The following is a 17,953-nucleotide window of genomic DNA, read 5'->3' as shown; positions in this document are numbered from 1 at the left end:
TGGTTTGCCGTTGCAGTTGGTAGCTGGTGGCACCGGTGGTGCTGTTCCAGCTGACGCTGTAGGCGCCATCCGGATCACCGGAAGGCGCATTGGGGGTTCCCGGTGTCGCCGGGGTGGTGACGGTGAAAGTGTTGCCATACCGCCAGCCCGAACAACTGGTGTAGCTGCCAGTGGTACGACAGGCTCTGACGGCGTAGCGATAAGTACCCACCACCAGGCCGGTGTCGGTGCGACTGCGGGAAGAGCCGTCATACTCTCCTGTCCAACTGCCGCTGTTGAACTGCTTGTCCAGATCGTAGTAACTGACCGAACCAGAACCGGCTCCCCAGCTCATGGAAACAGTACCGCTGTAGTTGGTGCCGGGAGTGGTGATGGAGGTAGGGACGCCTGGAGTGATGGCCACTTGCGTGGTGTCCACTGTGCTGTAGGCGGAACAACCCACGGAACTGCAGGCGCGTACCCGATAACCGTAGATCGCATTACCCAAACCCGACTCGGAACGGCTGGTGGCGCTGGTGTTTTGGATGGTGCTCCAGCTGCCGCCGTTGGTTTGCCGTTGCAGTTCGTAAGACGTGGCGCCGGTGGAGCTGTTCCAGCTTACTGAGTAGGTGCCGTCGTTGTCGTTGGTGGGGGCATTGGGTTGGCTGACCGCCGCCGGGGCGGTGACGGTGGCGTTGGACGAGTAACGCCAGCCGGAACAGTTGGTGTAGCTGCCGGTGGTGCGGCAGGCTCGGATCGCATACTGGTGGGTGCCGGTGGCCAAGCCACTAAAGGCTCGGCTGGTGGCAGTACCATCATAAGCATTACTCCAGCTGCCGCCGTTAAAGCGTTTGTCCACGTCGTATTTGGTGACCGAGCCGGAGGACGCGCCCCAAGTCAGAGTGTGGCTGCCGTTATAGCTGGTGCTGGGGCTGATGCTGGCGGTGCCAGGCACACCCGGAGCGATGGCCACTTGGGTGCTGTCGGTACCGCTGTAACCGGAACAGCTGCCGGCGCTGTTGCAGGCACGAACACGGTATTCCCACACGCCGTTGCCCAGGCCCGATTCGGAGCGGCTGGTGGAACTGCTGTTGTGCACGGTGCTCCAGCTGCCACCGGCGGGGCGGCGTTGCAGTTGGTAGGTCGAGGCATTCGCGGTGGACGACCAGGATACGGTGTAAGCGCCATTACCATCGCTGGTGGGGGCGCTTAGACCAGAAGGGGTGGAAGGCGTTGGATCACTGACGGTAACGGTGACGGTGTTGGAGTACTCCTGCCACTCATCGGACTCGTCTTCATCTTCTTCCTCCCAAAAGAAGTCCAACTCCAATTGGTAGCTATAGGTGCCGGGGGCCATATTGCTGAACGACCGAGATGTGACAGAAGTAAAAGGTGAGTAGTTGTATACCGTGACGCCATTTTGCTTCAGTCGGAACCCTTGGAACTCATCATCCCAAGATGGCGGCAATCCGCTCCAGCTCACCGTAAATGAGCCTGTGCTGGGGTTGGGTGTGGCGCTGATCGTCGCAGCCAGTGCCTGTGAGCCAAATACCGACAAACTCAACAGCAACAGTGCGTTCACTGCGAAGCGATTAAAACGGCAAAACCCCTTCAACGTGTTCATAACAACCTTCCCCGTGGTCATTAGCAAACCGCCCGCGCAGGCATTACTGAGCGGGCGGTCATCAATTTGGAATCAATCGGTGTGGCGCGAGAAACAGGAATCAAAAAGTCAGTGCGCACCCACTGAGGGCACGGTGCGAAACACACAACGACGCGGCAACCATCCATGATGTGCTAGTGGCTTAGCGCGCGGTGGTATCGATATTGGTTAAGTGGCTAGTACCTTTAAACAAGGCACAAAAGACAAATTCAGTGTGACCTGACATCCCTACTACCCCCAATTCTTTTTGATCTTTGGTGGGTTAAACCTCAGTAACTGGTCGAACCCCGCATCCATACGCCTCGGTATCCGTGTGATCCATGAGACGATGTCTTAAATGTATAGACCCTGGTTTTGGGTCTGTCAAAAAAACTTCTGGCAACTTTTTTAAAAATTTATAATCTTATTTTTAGAAAACAAAAAAACGACGCTTATTACGGTGAAAAAGAAGGGATTTTTGACACCACCGTATCAATAACCACAATAAAAAACCTTCTACTTGATACCATAATGTCAAAATTGACCGTTCACGAAAATCTTCAGTTTTTAGCGAAAATAATTCGCCGACGACGAGAACTTTTTGGCCACAGTCGAAAAACAGCTGCTTCAATCACCGGTGTTCCGGCGCCAACCATTCGCAAGTTTGAGTACTCTGGAAAAATCTCATTGACTCAGTTTTTGATGCTCTGCCAGGTGTACGGTGATCTCAATAAGCTCAGTTTTTTGTTTCCACCGCTCGTGAATGGACATGAACACCCAGCCGACGTAAAGACTGATGAGAGAAAGGAGTCACGTAAGTAAATAGCTGAACCACGTATCTGGCTCTGTGAAAACCAAACTTATTCACCTACAATTCAGGTTGAGCTCACCAAAGAGGTGCTTTAGCGTACACTACCCTGCTCAGGTGAGTATTTATTGTTCAATGCCTTGTGCACAGTCGAAGGCGGCAGTAGGAAAAGGGACCGGAAGGACTCCATGAGTGTTGATTGGCAATCAAGTACGAGCATATACCGTTTGACCACACTGGTTTTGTGGGTGGCTGCTGTATTGTATTTGGGCTCCACCGCACTTTCTGACTGGCGTATGAGCGAAGACTTGAGTCAACAGGCCTCTCTTGCCAAGCCGATTGGCCAGTCCCACTCAAGTACGGCTACCCCCGCATCCAGCCAGTTCAGTTCAAGAGCCGTGGCTCAACTGTTCGGCACTCAGCAAGTTAAGGCCGAGGCACCTAATACCAAGCCGGTTAAAGATATACCGCTCACTCGACTTAACCTGAAATTAATCGGGACCTTCTCCCACTCTGACCACAAAAGCGCCAGCGCGCTGATTGCTCATGGCAATAAACCATCCAAACGCTACTATGGTGGTGAAACCGTACCAGGCGGCGCAGAGCTTGTTAGCGTTACCCCAAGCTCGGTGATATTAAGGCGCAATGGCCGGGATGAGGTTTTGCTGTTTCCCCGGATTTCCCCGGATATCAAAAGCATTCAGAGTCAAGTAGCCGCAGACCCTCAAGATAAAAAAGCGGCTCCCATACTTGAGGCTGCTCAGGGTATTGCGGCAGAAAAGCAAATAGCGCATGCCCAGCCCTCGTCACAGATTCCTGAACACCAAACACCTACCAAATCCCCCGACGATACCCCAGTTGTTGCGAGCACAACGGTATCTCGAGACGAACTCAAAGAGCGTTTAAAACGCCTGAGAGACCGCAATTAACAGGCACCCAGCATGGTTAACAAACTACACCAGTTGTTGCTGATCACCCTTTGTGTGGCAATACCCGTTCCTTCTGCATTTGCCCAACAAGGCTCTGGCTCATCAAACGATAAAGGCATTATGTTGGCATTGGATAATGCCGACGTCATTGATTTGATTCGCTGGGCTCAAGACGTTACTCAAAAAAATATCATCCTGCACCCTAATGTAAAAGGCCGTGTGACCGTATTGGCCGGTGACAGCATGACCAGAGAAGAAGCATACCGGGTATTTCTGTCTGTATTGGAAGTACATGGCCTCGCTGTCATCGACAGCGGAGAATCACTAAAGGTGATTCCCATCGCCGGTGCAAAGACTTCATCATTGCCCATGTCTAAAGATGGCAAGCTACTGGCGGGTGAGGAGCTGGTGGTTAAAGTCATCAAGGTCAAAAACATTTCCGCCAATAACCTGCTTAACCTGTTGCGCCCTCTGATTCCTCAGTCAGGTTATGTGGCCGCTTACCCGCAGACCAATATGCTGATTGTCGCCGAGCGGGCCAGCAAAATTGCCCAGGTGATGGACATCGTTCAGAGCATGGATAAAAGCGGTGTGATTGATATTGAGTTGATCACCCTGGAATTTGCCTCTGCTCGTGAAGTCAGCGACGTGGTGACCAAGCTGCTACCCAAGCAATCTGGAGAGAGCGCGGCCAACGCTTTTAACTTAGCTGTGGACGAGCGTTCCAACAGCATCTTGATGACGGGCGACCCGGTATCCCGTCAACAGATTCGCTCGTTGATTCAGCGGCTTGACCAGCCGCTGCAAGGGCAAGGCAACACCCAGGTTATTCGCATTCAGTATGCAACAGCTGCAGACCTGGTGCCGCTGCTACAAAGCGTCAGTGGCAGCGAGCAGAAAAAATCCAAAGATCAGGGGCTGGCCGATGTAGCGGTAAGTATTGAGCCACACGATCAGCTAAATGCTCTGGTGATTACCGCCCCACCCTCCCTGCTGGCCACCATGAAAGGAGTTATTAAAGAACTGGATGTTCCTCGCGCACAGGTATTGGTGGAAGCATTGATTGTGGAAGTCAACGAAGACCTGGCCCATAACCTGGGTATCCAGTGGACTGCAGATCCCCCCAGTGGAAATACCGATGTGATCGGCGGTTTTCGTAATTTCCCCTCCGGCCTCACCCCATTAAGTCTGGGCGAAGACGGAGCTCCGGTGTTGGGTAGTGGGCTTTCCTTTGGCTATTTGAAAAATAACGACCTGCGTTTGATCATTAACGCTCTGGCGGGGGAAACCAACGCCAATATTCTTTCCACACCCACTATTGTGGCATTGGATAATGAGGAAGCCTCTATTCTGGTTGGTTCAACTGTGCCCTTCTTGACCGGCCAACAACAGCGCCCCGGCGATTTAAATACCTTTAACACCATTCAGCGTGAAGACATCGGCTTGTCACTGACCGTTACTCCGCGGGTTAATAACAACAATTCCGTAACGCTGGCCATCGACCAATCCGTAGAAAGCATTACTCAATCCCCAGTAGAAACCGCTGACATTGTCACCAACAAACGAGAAATCAAAACTCAGGTATTGATCGGTGATGATCAGGTATTGGTTTTGGGTGGTTTGATGCGCGATGAATTTACTGAAACCGAAAACAAGGTACCGTTACTGGGCAGCGTACCTTTGCTGGGGCGCTTATTCCGCAGCACCAGCATTACCGCCACCAAAGCTAATTTATTGGTGTTTATTCACCCCCGAATTTTGCACAACAGCGCCACACTGGAAAGTTATTCCAGTGATCGCTACAACGAAATGCGTGAACGCCAACTGCAGTTTGACAAAAATACCGAACGGTTTTTTATTCTCAAAGACAAACCGTTGCTGCCCAAAATAAAAAAACTGAAACCCGCACAAAGCGACCGTGAGCCGCCAACGACTAGTGCTGAAAACAAGCCGTAATCATGAGTAGCAAGGCTCTTTCTTATTCCTACGCCAAGCGCCACCAGGTACTGCTGCAACCGGGCCCGGAAGTGCTCTACACACAAGCAACCGGGCTTTACGCCATACTGGAAGTCCAGCGCCTGTCTGGCCAATCCGCCAAGCTGACCGAAATGGATCAAGCGGGGTTTGACCAATTGCTGGGCAGCACCTACGACAAAACAGGCAGCTCCGCCCAGGAACTGGCCGATGGCATTGGCGACAATCTGGATCTGGATGCATTGGCGGATTTGGTACCAGAAACCGAAGACCTGATGGAGCAAGAAGACGAAGCCCCTATAATTCGTTTGCTCAACAGCTTATTGAGTGAGGCCATTCGTCAAAACGCTTCCGACATCCACATCGAAACGTTTGAATCGAAAATGGTGGTGCGTTTTCGGGTGGACGGCGTACTGCAGGAGGTAGTGCAACCTAAACGTACGCTGGCACCGCTATTGGTGTCTCGAATCAAGGTGATGGCCAAGCTCGATATTGCCGAGAAGCGAATTCCACAGGATGGCCGCATCGCTCTGAAAGTGGCCGGGCGGGAAGTGGACATTCGGGTGTCCACCATGCCTGCCAGTGACGGCGAACGTATTGTGCTGCGCTTACTGGATAAACAGGCCGGCCGGCTGGACTTTGAAGCTCTGGGTATGGGCGTTAAAGACCGTGAGCGCCTAAGTGCCCTGCTCCACCGCCCCCACGGCATTTTACTCGTCACCGGCCCCACCGGTTCTGGTAAGTCCACCACCCTATACGCTGGCCTGACACGTATTGAAGACGGCCAGAAAAACATTCTCACCATCGAAGACCCTATCGAATACAACCTGGAAGGCATTGGCCAAACCCAGGTGAACCTGAAAACTGACATGACCTTTGCAAGAGGCTTGCGAGCCATGTTGCGCCAGGATCCAGATGTGGTGATGGTGGGGGAAATTCGCGACCTGGAAACTGCGCAAATCGCCATACAGGCCAGCCTCACTGGCCACCTGGTGTTATCCACTTTACACACCAATACCGCCGTCGGCGCCATTACCCGTATGGAAGATATGGGGGTTGAGCCATTTTTGCTGTCGTCCAGTTTGGTGGGCGTACTGGCTCAACGGCTGGTGCGCACCCTGTGCACCCATTGCCGCCAACCCCACATCGCCGACGCCAGTGAATGTGATTTGCTGAAAGTGAATGGCGAGCCACCCACTATTTACCGCGCCAGCGGTTGCGAACACTGCAACCACCAAGGCTATCGGGGGCGTACCGGCATTTACGAATTACTGGTGGTAGACGATACCTTGCGCACCCTGATCCATAATCAGGCATCCGAAGCAGAGCTAACAGACCATGTGCGGCGCGACAGCGCCAGTATCTTTAGCGACGGCTGTGCCCGAGTATTGGCGGGTGACACCACCATTGAAGAAATCCTGCGTGTTACCCAGGAAGTGTAATGCCCGCCTTTGACTACAGTGCCATGGACAATCAAGGCCGCAAGCAAAAAGGTGTGCTAGAGGCAGACAGTGCGCGCCTGGCGCGTCAGTTATTGCGCGATCGACAACTCATACCATTGGCCGTCAGCGAGGCCCAGCAACGGGAAAGCAGTGGTGTTTTTGGCGGCCACCGTATTGGCGCTTCTGACCTTTCTCTGGCTACCCGCCAGTTGGCAACACTGCTGCAAGCGGGGCTCCCCATTGAAGAGTGCCTGTCGGCGGTGGCCAGCCAAACGGAGCGTCACAGTGTACGCCGCGTATTGATGGCGGTGCGCACGCAGGTTCGCGAAGGCCACACTCTGGCGGGTAGCTTGCAGCAATTTCCCCGTGCCTTCCCTACCCTGTACTGCGCTACCGTATCCGCTGGCGAAAAATCCGGGCACTTGGATGGGGTACTTAATCGCCTGGCGGATTACACCGAAGCGCAGCTGGAGTTTCGCCAAAAGATTCAACTGGCCATGTTATACCCGGTATTGTTGCTGGTGCTGTCCCTGGCCATTGTGATTGGCCTGATGGTGTATGTGGTGCCGGATATTATCGACACCATCGCCGATGCCGGCCAGCAGCTGCCCCTATTAACTGAAATTCTGGTGTCGATTAGCAATTTCTTATCCACCTGGGGCGGCTGGCTAGCATTGGGTATTGCCGCCGCAGCACTATTTATAAGAGCTTTGTTACAACGCCCACACATTCGCCTGGGCTGGCACAAAAAATTACTGTCGCTACCCTTTACCCGCAAGTTCAGTCGCGGTGGCAATGCGGCCCGCTACATCAGCACCCTGGCCATTCTCACCAACAGCGGAATTCCGCTGGTAGAAAGCATGGGCATTGCCAAATCCGTGGTCAAGAATGACGCCTTTGCAGAAGCATTGGAACAGGCGGATAAATCCGTCACCGAAGGCATCGCCCTGAATCGCGCCTTGGGACAAAGTGGTTATTTCCCCCCGATGATGATTCACCTGATTGCCAGCGGTGAAGCCAGTGGTGAGTTACCTGCCCTGCTACAAAAAGCCGCAGATGCCCAGGAAAAAGAGCTGCAACGCATCGTCGCCACTATGGTGGGCATTTTGGAGCCCGCCACCTTGGTGATTATGGGCGGGTTTATTCTCGCCATTGTGTTGGCGGTGATGCTGCCGATTTTAAATTTGAACCAGATCGTAGGATAAGAAAATGCGCAATAAGCAAACCGGCTTTACGCTGATCGAAATTATGGTGGTTGTGGTAATCATCGGTATTTTGGGCGCCTTGGTGGTGCCACAATTTTTAGGCAGGGCCGATGAAACCAAATTTAAAGCAGCACAAAGTGACATCCGCTCTATTGGCAATGCACTCGATCTGTACCGTCTGGACAACCACAACTACCCATCCACCGACCAGGGGTTGGATGCGTTGGTCAGCCGCCCCAGCGGTTTTCCCGAAGCCAAAAACTGGAACCCGGACGGCTACCTGAAAAAAATGCCCAACGACCCTTGGGGTAACAGCTACCAGTATTTAAGCCCTGGCTCCAACGGCAAATACGACCTGTTCTCCTACGGCGCGGACGGCAAAGAAGGCGGCGAAGGTTACGACAAAGACATCAACAGCTGGGAGCTGTAATTTAAATGATCCACCATCGGCATCTCTCCAATGGCCAACTGCCCATTTCAGCGGGGTTTACCCTGGTAGAGATGCTGGTTGTGGTTGTGGTGATTGCCGTTTTGGTATCCGTCACTACGCTCTCATTGGGCGTAGTGGAACAGCGGGAATTTCGAAGTGAAGCGGATCGCCTTCAACTGGCATTACAGCAAGCAGCGGACAGCGCATTGTTTCAGCAACAGACCCACGGCTTGCATATTGATACCAAAGCCGGAAACTACTGGATTTCCGATCACAAAAAAGGGCAATGGCAACAAGGCAGCCAGCCCTTGTTTCGGCTGATTCAGTTGGATCCTAAAACCACTCTGTCTATGCTTCAACCCTCCCCGCTACGCACTCGCATTGAAGAAGACACAGAACCAAAAAAACAGCCACCAGCAATTGTATTTTCCAGTAGTGGTGAATACACCCCATTCCAGATTCAACTGGAACAAGCACAGCGTACTGCATGGGTGGTGCATGGGGATGGCTTGGGGAAAATTCGTTTAAGGCCTGCCAATGACTGATTGGCGACAACACCAAGCGGGCTTTACCCTGCTGGAGCTGATGATTGCCCTGGTGGTGTTCGCGGTAACCGCCTTGGTTGTGCTGGAAAACAGCTCCGCCAGTGTGCGCCAGCAAGCACGACTGGAGGATAAAACCCTGGCTACCTGGGTAGCAGAAAACAGCATTGCCGAACTGCGTTTACAGCCTTACTGGCCCAGCTTGGGAGTTCGCGATCAGCAGGTGCAGTTTGCAAATCGCGATTGGCATGTGCGCCAGGAAACTCTGGAAACCCCCGATCCCAGGTTACGCAAAGTCATTGCCCAAGTTCGCTCTAACCGTACCGATGATCAGCCCATTGTGGAGCTTACTGGCTATCTGCGGGAGCGGCGTTGATGAATAACCGCACTGCCAATCACCAACAGGGGTTTACCCTTCTGGAAGTTATGGTTGCGCTGTCTATATTCAGTATTATCGGCATCGGTTCCTGGCAGGTATTGAACCAGGTATTGCAGTCCCAAGAGACAGCCAAGAATCGCGATGCGGCCCTGGCGGATTTGCAACGGGGTATATGGATAATGGCCCGGGATCTTCGCAATGTCAGCAATCGCCCAATTCGCAACGAGTACCACCAGATAGAGCCTGCGATCAGCACCTTGGAATCCGGGCACAGCCTGACATTTACCCGAAGTGGATGGGACAACCCAACTCAACAACCTCGCGGCCATTTACAGCGGGTGTCATACCGCATCAACAGCACCCGAACGCCACAAGGGAACCGCGAATTCCAGTTGATTCGCACCTATTGGGATGTATTGGATCGAGTCAGCAACAGCGTACCTCACGAACAGGTACTGATACCCGGCGTATCGGATATGGAAATACGCTTTCTGGATCGCGATGGCATTCCCCGTAGCCACTGGCCGCCTAGCTCTCTGGATCAAAGTGACAATAACAATAGCGAAGGCACAAAAGCCGACAGCGCGGAAAAGAAGCTACCACAGCACCCACTGCCGTTGGGGATTACCGTACGCCTTGTTACAGAGCAGTTTGGCGAAATCACCCGCACCTTTGCACTGGCTGAAAGGGAGCGCAAATAATCATGGGCTTTGGCAGCCGTACACACGTTATCAGCAACCCCAAACACCAATCGGGAGTTGCGCTAATCAGCACGCTGTTGGTATTTGCGATAGCAGCCATATTAACGTCGCAAATGATTCGCAGCAGCCAGGCGAGCATTCAGCGCACCCAGTGGATTGTTCAAGACGCCCAGTCGTGGCAAGACGCCCTGGGCGGAGAAGCATTGACACAAATCCACCTACAAAAAGCATTGGCCGACAAAGCCATTTCAAACAAAACATTTTTGCCAAGTACCTACCCCACCAGCCAGGGGAACATCACGACTGCCATTGAAGATTTGCAAAGCCGCATTAACCTCAACAACATTGTGGCATCTGGCGGCCACCCAGCGCTTGTCCGGCGGTTATTTCAGCAGCAAGAGGCTGTTGATCTGCTCGATCCACTGCAGGACTGGATTGATCGTGACCACAACCCCACGGGCACTGGCGGAGAAGACAGTCGATACAGCTACGGCGAACCTTCATATCGTGTCGCCAATCGGCAGCTCAACGACCGCAACCAGCTGGAGGCATTGGCCGGCGCCCAAAACACAGAGACAGGCAAACTCAAATCATTCACATCTGCCCTGCCCGTGCCCTTGCCGGTGAATATCAACACTGCACCCGCAGAGGTACTTTCAGCCATTGCACCACAACTGGATGGAGAGCAAATTGTGCAACAGCGCAGTGGCTTGCAACCAGATTTACCTGCCAAGCAACAGGAAGCCTCCGCAGACGCAAGCCAAGAAGTGGTTACCAGCGGTTTTCAGAGTGTTGAATCTTTCCTGCAGTCTGCCGTTACGGCGGGTATAGAACTGGACAGCTCCGTGGTAACCGTCAAGTCTCACTGGTATGCCATTGCTGTGGTCGCCCGTTTTGGTGAACGCAAAGTCACCTTATACTCACGGTATTCGCTGGATACAGAAACAGAAAAACTGGTACTTTGGGATCGCACCAGTGGACTGACGCTAAATCTTCCTGAAGCAACGACGACGCCTTTAGATAAACAACCTGAAACCTCGGATGAGCAAAGTGACCAAAAGCCCGTTTCTGTATTTTGACCCCTCCCTGGAAGAAGGTGTTGTGCGCCTGTGGGGCGGACAGCCGGGCTTTGAGCTACCCGACATTTGCCAACTGTCTGAGCTGACCCAATATTTTCAGGAACAAAATATCAACTCCGCACACCTGGTCATACCCGGCGAACTGGTGCATTCAAGTACGCTAACACTCCCCAATAGAGCCGCCCTGAAAGCCTTGCCGTTTTTGCTGGAAGAACGCCTGTCAGAAGCTGTGGAAGAGGTTCATATTGTCCACTCACCAGTGCAACAGTTAACAACCACTGTTTTTGCTGTTTCACAAAACCAGCTGGACGACTACCTGAATCAGTTAGAAGGTATTGGTATCAGCGCCATCTCGGCGTATGCGGATTATCAGCTAGTACCGGAATTACCTGACAGCCTGAACACTTGCAACCTGGGAGAACGAACCTTATTGCGCCAGCCAGATGGTACAGGCTGCGCGGTGCGAAATGAATTCTTGGAAAAATTCCAGGAAAAGTTACAAGAAAACCACAGCAACGAAAAGCTGCTACAAAGCAATACCAGCAATTTTTCCGATTTGGATATAGAAAACTTTAAAGGTGTTAGCTTACTGCAAGGCGCTTACCAACCGGCAAATAGCGACATAGGTGTCCGATGGAAAAGGCACGCCATCAGTACGGCTGCGGCTATCCTGATCATGGCGCTCGGTTATTTTGTGGTGGCCGGTTGGTTTTTTCATCAGAAAGCGGATGGTTTTCAGAAGGAGACTGAAGCGCAGTTTTTAAGCCTTTTCCCAAACACCAAAAACACCGTCAATATCAAACGTCGTATGCAGGGCTACCTGAAAGGCCAAACGAGCCAGCCATCAGACGGGCAATTTATAGATCTGATCGCGCGTTGTGCGCCGGCGTTAAACAGCCCCCACCAAGTACGCTACCTGCGTTTTGACCAACAGCAAGGTGCCCTGCAGTTGGAGGTACAAAGTAACAACAATGAAAGCATCAATCAGTTGCGCCAGGCCTTGGAAGCGGCGGAGCTGGATGCGAAAGTGCTGTCCAGCAACAAAAATGATGCCGGGGTATTAGCAAGGATTCAGGTGTCTGAGGGGTAGAGATGGATAAAATCACCATACAAAAAAAATACCAAAGCCTGGATGATCGAGATCGTACCGCGCTAAAAGTACTGGCAATCTTTGCTGGCCTGTTAGCACTGATCTATGGCCTTATTCTTCCTGCGTACAACTACTACCAGGATTCCAAAACACGCGTTACTGAGCAGCAGGAATTACTACAATGGGTGAAGCAGCATTCACCACAAGTCAAACAACTGGCAACAACACCAAAAAAGCAAGTAACCAACCAATCCATTATGGAAGCCACCACTAACACCGCAAAAGCATTGGGGGTCGAGATCAACCGATTACAGCCAGAGGCAGAAAATCTGCGCACCTGGCTGACACAGGTATCGTTTGAGAAAACTATAAAGTTGCTGACAACATTGAGCGAACAGCATGGCATTGGTATTCAGCAGATTACTGTTGAAAAGACGGCAAAGCCTGGGGTTGTGAATGTTCAGTGTTTATTGGAAAACAGATAATACAAATAAATCACGCATATGACTTGTGCATCACCAGGGCTTTTCAACCAAAAAGCGAGCGCTTTTTTACAGCTATTTTAAAAGTAAGGAAGCCATGACGGCATTTACCTTCTAGCTATACATCATAGCCGCATACTTATTCGCCGACTGCCATACTTTCGGCTGAAAATTGTGCAAAATTTATTATATCGGTCTAGTCTTGATAGAGGTGACAATAAATCACCAAAAAGAACTCATCAATTAAAGGAAATAATTGTTATGTTCCTGAAAAATATTAAGACCCTAACCGTTGTATCCACCCTGTTGACTTTAAACGCATGCACACACTTAAATGAGGGTGAGATAGATTATGCAAAAACAACAATAGCCTCTGAAAAAAATGGCACAGATTACCTGTCTCTACTACCTAAATACACTCCTGTTGATGCTATAAACTCTGGTGAAACCATTTCGATACATCTTTCTGGTGCATTTGCACATGATTTGCCTGAACCCAGGTCAGTTTCAGAGCATTTACAAGGCATCTGGAAAACACGAAAAATTGGCGCTAACGCAGAAGTTGCTGTTATTGCCAGCGTCTGTGAACAGGGCATAAATGGCTGTGGTGCAGAATTTGGACCCGGCGCATTAGACAAAGGGCGCGTTGTATATTTTTCTGACTCAGTAAAAGACAGACAGCAGATGAACTTTTCGTACTTGCCTATTTATGGGCCCATCAAGTACACCGGAAAAACCTTAATCATTCAGCTTGCCATCGTTGAGTTGGACACCACTAATGAACAACAAAAGAACCTGATAAAAAACCTTGCCGCAATAGGGGGAAAATCCTATCCACCGGCAAGCAAAGTGCTCCAGGCAATAGATAAACTAGGCAGCAGCCTACTTCAGGGAAACCACCACGATATCGCTTTTCGTTATGACTTAACCCTCGTGTCAAATGGCGGCGAAGCCGATGTAAAACACCCTAAACTGAGCGCTGGCAACTACGTGTTTATTCGCAAGGAGCGACTACCTGACAAACAAAAAGAATCCCTATGGGACAAAGTAGAGCTGAATACCAAAACCGGAAAACTGATAAAACAAGGCACCGGAAACCAGAATGATGGTTTAGGAGAAGAATTTCGAGACAACACATACTTGGTTTTACAAGTACAAAAGGGATTCCAGGAAGCATCATTGGACAATCAGCAGACTTTGGCTACATTGACAGAAGAACTGGCCAAAAAAAACAACAAACGACTAGAAGACATCAACAAAGTACTGTCGAAAGCAGGAAGCCAGCTTGCTCGCCAAGCCAAGATTGATGCAGTTGGTAAATACGTTCCTAATCTCAGAGAAAAGCAATCTGACATTGACAACAACAAAAACCTTTCACCCGCCGACAAGCAGGAGAAAAAAGACAGGCAACTCATCGCTGCTCAGAAAATCTGGGACTTAGTCCAATCTGCCGACACAGAGTATGCAAATAATAACTGTGATTCTCCAACTACAGATGCAGAGAAGGAAAATTGCTCTCAAACGCTAACCAATGATCAATTTACTCAAGTAAAAGTCGAGCTGCGAGGAATTATCGTCAGCAAATCCCCAGCTGCATCACCTGTAAACTTAAATCAAGTATGCCCACTTAAAGACAGAGGAATTCTGATTCCCGGGCAAACTGCTACTCAGCAAAGCGCTCAAAGACAGGCATTTATTAAAGCCCTTACAAACTAACTAAAAGTGGACAATGCTGTAGAGGAGCCTTTCTACAAGGACAACTAAAATGGCAGCCAAGAATAGAACTAAATATCTCTTAGCAATATGTTTTCTCTTTCTAGGAATTGCTACCTATACGACATACAACTCAACACAAGAAACGGAGATAATTCCTCCCATCTCTCACTCAATTATTGAAAGCGCAAACCAAAACGACGAATTAAAGCAACTAGCCAACGAATACTACGAATTACTTCAACGAGCCAACACGCTTTCACTTCAGGCTTCACAAGCCGCCGAAGATGGGAATTTTGAAACTGCAGAAAACCTCCACCGTGAAGCCAACCTGGCTTTATCTGCTGCTCTAAGTTCAGAGTGGTATACAATGGAGAAAGCTCGGACGGTAGCACTAGGATCTAATCAATCCTTGAAGGATGAATCTTCCTCTTCTGAAAAAGAGCCTAAGTACGTTCATTTTTTTCCGAGTTATGCCACAAATAGAGAATTTGACGGAAAGGGCTTTACTGGAAAAATATCAAAAAATATTTCATATGGCTTTTGTAACGTATCAATACCCGTAAAAATTCATGAAACAGGAGAAATAGAACGCCCAGTTAATCGCTGGTGGTGGTTTAATGAGACCGAAGACCCAGAAAAGCATTTTATTTTGAAAGAAATACACCCTCTAGAAAAAGAATCTTTCTTATCAAATTTATCGTCAAGCAGCTTATTGCTATTTATCCATGGATTTAATGTTACTTTTGAGGGGGCAGCACTCAGAACAGCACAGCTCCACTATGATCTAAAATTCCAGGGAAGGTCAATGTTCTTTTCATGGGCTTCTGACGGGAGTATCAATGGGTACGTAAACGACTCAACAAAAATATCCGACTCAGTAGGCGATATTAAAGAGTTTATAAAAGACTTATCAAACAGAGATGAAGTCGAGGAAATATTTATAATTGCTCACAGCATGGGCAGCAGAGGAATAACTCGAGCTCTGACATCACTTAAAGACGACCTTGATGGTAGCTCATTAAACAAGCTTAGAGAGCTGATACTGGTTGAACCAGATATATCGCAAGAAGTATTTAAAGCCAGAATTGCACCTGAGTTAAAAAAACTCGGGGCAAGAATATCAATATACGCATCTAAAAACGACAAAGCCCTTGGCATATCCAGACCGATAAATAATGGAACACCTCGACTTGGCCAAGCGGGCAAGCACCTCTACATCTCTGACGGCTTTGAAACTATCGACAGTAGCGATGTTGGCGTTTCCTTCCTTCGCCTGAATCATTCATCATATGCTGAAAATTTAGAATTCATTTTAGAGCTATCTAATGTAATTGATGGGAAAAAAGCAGATAGCCGACCAGGCTTGAAAAAAAAGGAAGGATACTGGTATTTAATACCAGCAAAATAATTATTAAAAGAATGTCAAAACACTTTGTAATCTTAATTTTTCAACTTTGACAACAAGGATAAGCAGTCAGTTTGAACTTTCGCCTCAAAGCCTGACTGGGCCCGGGCAAATGCTTGATTATCCGCCAGGGGCAGCAACGGCCGAGGCAGTTACTGATATAGATTGGTGGTTAATTCCACCAAAAAATAGACCAAAAGTAACATCCCGGCATATGACTGGCGAAGCGTTGGGCCGCTTTTCTCTGCTGATAAATCAAAAAGTTCGTGCTACGCCCCCTATCGTTATGACAGGATCGAAATTACGACCCAGTACTGGATTCTTTATATTGATAAAAAATTTTGAGCACACAATTCACAAACTTGAAGGAATAGTAAAATGGGAAAAAGAAAATGGTATTTCTTAACCGTCCTGCCAATTTGCTCGTTAACAGCTTCCGCCTACGAAATTGGCGTCATTGATCCTGACCTGAAAGACCCAGATCGCTTCGATACTGAATTTGGCTTTGAAAGAAACCATGAGCGCATGACCGCACTGGCATTAGAGTGCCTATACGCAGCCAATCGTGACAGTAAAAAAATCGTTCATGAGCCTGTTCGCTGTGAAAACTATTCCCCTGATTCAAGCACTTATGCCTTGTTTTCGGCAAGTTCATCCCAGCTCCTGGAGCCAGCTCGTGTAGATCATGCGATCAACAACTATCTTGACCTAATAAAACATGTCCGATTTCCAGATGATCCAACACGAATGCTGAAATACAAAGGCACTATTCCAAAATTTGTCGAGCTTGTTAAAGTTGATTGCAAAATTAGAAAATTAAGCGGCCCTATAGATGCAACCACTGATGGCATGTTGTGCGCCAGCCACTATGGTTCATGGCAATTTATGCACGCAATGGCTAACGACGATGGAATAAAGGCTTCAGACACAAGAAAATTAATCAACCAATGGTTGAGTTTTACCTATAAAATTGCGTCTGAAGATACCGAGATAGACATTACCGAGGGGTACTGCGATTACTGGGACAAAAAAGAACATACCTATCCTGACCTGGCCGCTGTGATGTACAACCAAGGATACAGAGACAAAAAATGGTGTGAAAGCAGATGCGGCAGCTTCCTGAGATGTCTTAATCCATTTTTGGATGACCTACCGCCTTGGACAGTCGGCACGACATTTAACTTGTACTGCAAGAATCCAATTGATTCTGGAATCTGCAATACATATAAACATGGGCCGACTACAGACAGTCAGATTCGAAAAGCTGCGTTAGGTTCGATGTTACATCTTATTCAGGATTCTTTTTCCAACGCGCATACTGAGCGAATTGTTAACGACAGAAAACCTACCGTAGATTGCAAACCTATTGTTCGATATCGCAGCTATACACATCAGTCTTCGTCGAATCATGGTACAACCGATAAATGGCCGACTTTTAGTCCAGAATGTGAAAACAGTGATATTTATGACCCAATCCTGGCTTCAGCCAAAGTGATATATCATGTTCACAAAAAAACAAAGAGCGACCTTTTCCCTTTCGACCTGAATAAAATATTTGGAAAAAATCCTACTCCAGAGAACAAGTCTGAAGCAGGAAAGGCATTCGAATAAGAGGAGTTGGAGACAAACCTGCTATAACCGTAGGTGGTGGTGCTGTTGTCCGGGTGGGTCACCTGCTTGGGCTTGGGCCGACCCAGGATATCGAAGTTGTTTTTCGTCCAGTAGCTGGTGCTGCCCTGGCCGGTGGTGCCAGAGTTAAGGGTTCACTCTGGTGTGTGTTGTACCAAGTGAGGGCTGCAGTTCAGGGAGCGATTCAGAAAGGTGACAACACCTCCAAATGAATAACGCCCCGGAGAGTGACTGCCGGGGCATTGGATCGGGCTTGCTCAGATATAAATTAGGGAACATCTGATTAATTGATAAAGCGATTTTATGTTCGCAAATCAAAAACTCAGATGCTCGTTTTCTCCAAATCTTGCACAAATAACTCGATATTTACGCGTATGCTCATCGTAACGGGGGACTCCTCCCCGTTTTCAGGCGAACTACGCCTGAGACAACTCTGGCTGTTTCAGCAAATGAGCTTTAGCTACCACAAGGTTCATCAACGCACAGCTCACAAATAAATGGTGGGCGTTTTTATCAATCCC

Annotated in this window: 17 protein-coding genes; 16 read left to right on the top strand and 1 reads right to left on the bottom strand. The window is 49.3% G+C overall.

Translation table 11 applies throughout. From position 1 onward, the window contains the following. Positions 1–1,603, bottom strand: a 1,603-nt coding sequence (locus QSV34_RS14565; RefSeq protein ID WP_289155903.1) for a phage tail protein, incomplete at its 3' end; no start/stop codon positions are given. Between the two features lie 393 nt (positions 1,604–1,996). Between QSV34_RS14565 and QSV34_RS14560 the strand changes: the two genes are divergently transcribed. The 16 genes from QSV34_RS14560 to QSV34_RS14485 all read left to right on the top strand — a co-directional run bounded on the left by QSV34_RS14560 (position 1,997) and on the right by QSV34_RS14485 (position 17,414). Then, on the top strand, positions 1,997–2,443 hold the full coding sequence (locus tag QSV34_RS14560) for a helix-turn-helix domain-containing protein (RefSeq protein ID WP_289155901.1): 447 nt from the start codon (positions 1,997–1,999) through the stop codon (positions 2,441–2,443). Between the two features lie 213 nt (positions 2,444–2,656). Next, entirely contained in the window at positions 2,657–3,358 is a 702-nt protein-coding gene (locus QSV34_RS14555; protein ID WP_289155899.1) for a type II secretion system protein N, read from the top strand. 12 nt (positions 3,359–3,370) lie between these two features. After that, positions 3,371–5,314 carry a type II secretion system secretin GspD gene (gene gspD / locus QSV34_RS14550; RefSeq protein ID WP_289155897.1) on the top strand — a complete coding sequence of 648 codons (1,944 nt, stop codon included), beginning with the start codon at positions 3,371–3,373 and terminating at the stop codon, positions 5,312–5,314. Positions 5,315–5,316: 2 nt separating this feature from the next. Beyond that, the gene (gene gspE / locus QSV34_RS14545) at positions 5,317–6,774 is read left to right on the top strand and encodes a type II secretion system ATPase GspE (RefSeq protein ID WP_289155895.1); all 1,458 of its coding nucleotides are present in this window, start codon (positions 5,317–5,319) and stop codon (positions 6,772–6,774) included. Further along, positions 6,774–7,979, top strand: coding sequence for a type II secretion system inner membrane protein GspF (gene gspF, locus QSV34_RS14540; protein ID WP_289155893.1), 1,206 nt, complete (start codon positions 6,774–6,776; stop codon positions 7,977–7,979). The genes gspE and gspF overlap by 1 nt, the downstream gene beginning before the upstream one ends. Positions 7,980–7,983: 4 nt before the next feature. Beyond that, positions 7,984–8,409, top strand: a complete 426-nt coding sequence (gspG, locus tag QSV34_RS14535) for a type II secretion system major pseudopilin GspG (RefSeq protein WP_289155891.1) — start codon at positions 7,984–7,986, stop codon at positions 8,407–8,409. 5 nt (positions 8,410–8,414) lie between these two features. Next, positions 8,415–8,954 (top strand): type II secretion system minor pseudopilin GspH, encoded by a 540-nt coding sequence (gene gspH, locus QSV34_RS14530; protein ID WP_289155890.1) that lies wholly within the window; start codon positions 8,415–8,417, stop codon positions 8,952–8,954. Next, on the top strand, positions 8,947–9,327 hold the full coding sequence (gene gspI, locus QSV34_RS14525; RefSeq protein ID WP_289155889.1) for a type II secretion system minor pseudopilin GspI: 381 nt from the start codon (positions 8,947–8,949) through the stop codon (positions 9,325–9,327). Before gspH ends, gspI begins: the two co-directional genes overlap by 8 nt. Continuing rightward, positions 9,327–10,031 (top strand): type II secretion system minor pseudopilin GspJ, encoded by a 705-nt coding sequence (gene gspJ, locus QSV34_RS14520; RefSeq protein ID WP_289155887.1) that lies wholly within the window; start codon positions 9,327–9,329, stop codon positions 10,029–10,031. The genes gspI and gspJ overlap by 1 nt, the downstream gene beginning before the upstream one ends. A gap of 2 nt (positions 10,032–10,033) precedes the next feature. Then, positions 10,034–11,110: a type II secretion system minor pseudopilin GspK gene (gene gspK / locus QSV34_RS14515; protein WP_289155885.1), complete on the top strand. Its 1,077-nt coding sequence runs from the start codon at positions 10,034–10,036 to the stop codon at positions 11,108–11,110. After that, a complete protein-coding gene (gene gspL, locus QSV34_RS14510; RefSeq protein ID WP_289155884.1) occupies positions 11,073–12,200 on the top strand; it encodes a type II secretion system protein GspL in 1,128 nt (375 codons plus the stop codon). Before gspK ends, gspL begins: the two co-directional genes overlap by 38 nt. 2 nt (positions 12,201–12,202) lie before the next feature. Continuing rightward, on the top strand, positions 12,203–12,685 hold the full coding sequence (locus tag QSV34_RS14505; protein WP_289155882.1) for a type II secretion system protein M: 483 nt from the start codon (positions 12,203–12,205) through the stop codon (positions 12,683–12,685). Positions 12,686–12,943: 258 nt separating this feature from the next. Further along, positions 12,944–14,398, top strand: a complete 1,455-nt coding sequence (locus tag QSV34_RS14500; RefSeq protein WP_289155881.1) for a hypothetical protein — start codon at positions 12,944–12,946, stop codon at positions 14,396–14,398. A 49-nt stretch (positions 14,399–14,447) separates the two neighbouring features. Continuing rightward, entirely contained in the window at positions 14,448–15,806 is a 1,359-nt protein-coding gene (locus QSV34_RS14495; protein ID WP_289155880.1) for an alpha/beta hydrolase, read from the top strand. A 109-nt stretch (positions 15,807–15,915) separates the two neighbouring features. After that, positions 15,916–16,209 carry a hypothetical protein gene (locus QSV34_RS14490; RefSeq protein WP_289155879.1) on the top strand — a complete coding sequence of 98 codons (294 nt, stop codon included), beginning with the start codon at positions 15,916–15,918 and terminating at the stop codon, positions 16,207–16,209. Beyond that, positions 16,182–17,414, top strand: a complete 1,233-nt coding sequence (locus QSV34_RS14485) for a hypothetical protein (RefSeq protein WP_289155877.1) — start codon at positions 16,182–16,184, stop codon at positions 17,412–17,414. The genes QSV34_RS14490 and QSV34_RS14485 overlap by 28 nt, the downstream gene beginning before the upstream one ends. Positions 17,415–17,953: the final 539 nt, after the last annotated feature.

The sequence above is a fragment of the Porticoccus sp. W117 genome (assembly GCF_030341905.1).
Taxonomy (GTDB): Bacteria; Pseudomonadota; Gammaproteobacteria; order Pseudomonadales; family Porticoccaceae; genus SCSIO-12696.
The sequence above is the reverse complement of the archived record's forward strand: the minus strand, read 5'-3'. Positions and strand labels throughout refer to the sequence as shown.